1 pseudogene is annotated in these 231 nt (G+C 58.4%); it reads left to right on the top strand.

The features are described 5' to 3' along the window. Nucleotides 1–231 (top strand): annotated as a pseudogene (locus AAEZ06_RS28370) (fimbrial protein); the annotation flags it as partial.

Here is a 231-nt window from a genome sequence, read left to right as displayed (position 1 = left end):
CTGCAAACCACCCGCATCGACGGCATCAATTATCAGCGCGTGGTGGACTATGAAGTGTCGTGCACTAACCCGTCTTCCACTGCCATGACCCTGGAACTCAAAGGGACAGGGGCCGCGTTCGACGCTAAATCGCTGGCCACCAGCAAGACAGATCTGGGCGTCAAACTGTTCGTCGACGGCGTCGACTGGCCGCTCAATACGGCCGTGAAATTCACCTACCCGACCTTGCCC

This window comes from Pseudomonas sp. HY7a-MNA-CIBAN-0227, from assembly GCF_040310325.1.
Lineage (GTDB): Bacteria > Pseudomonadota > Gammaproteobacteria > Pseudomonadales > Pseudomonadaceae > Aquipseudomonas.
This window is presented reverse-complemented; position numbering and strand designations above follow the sequence as displayed.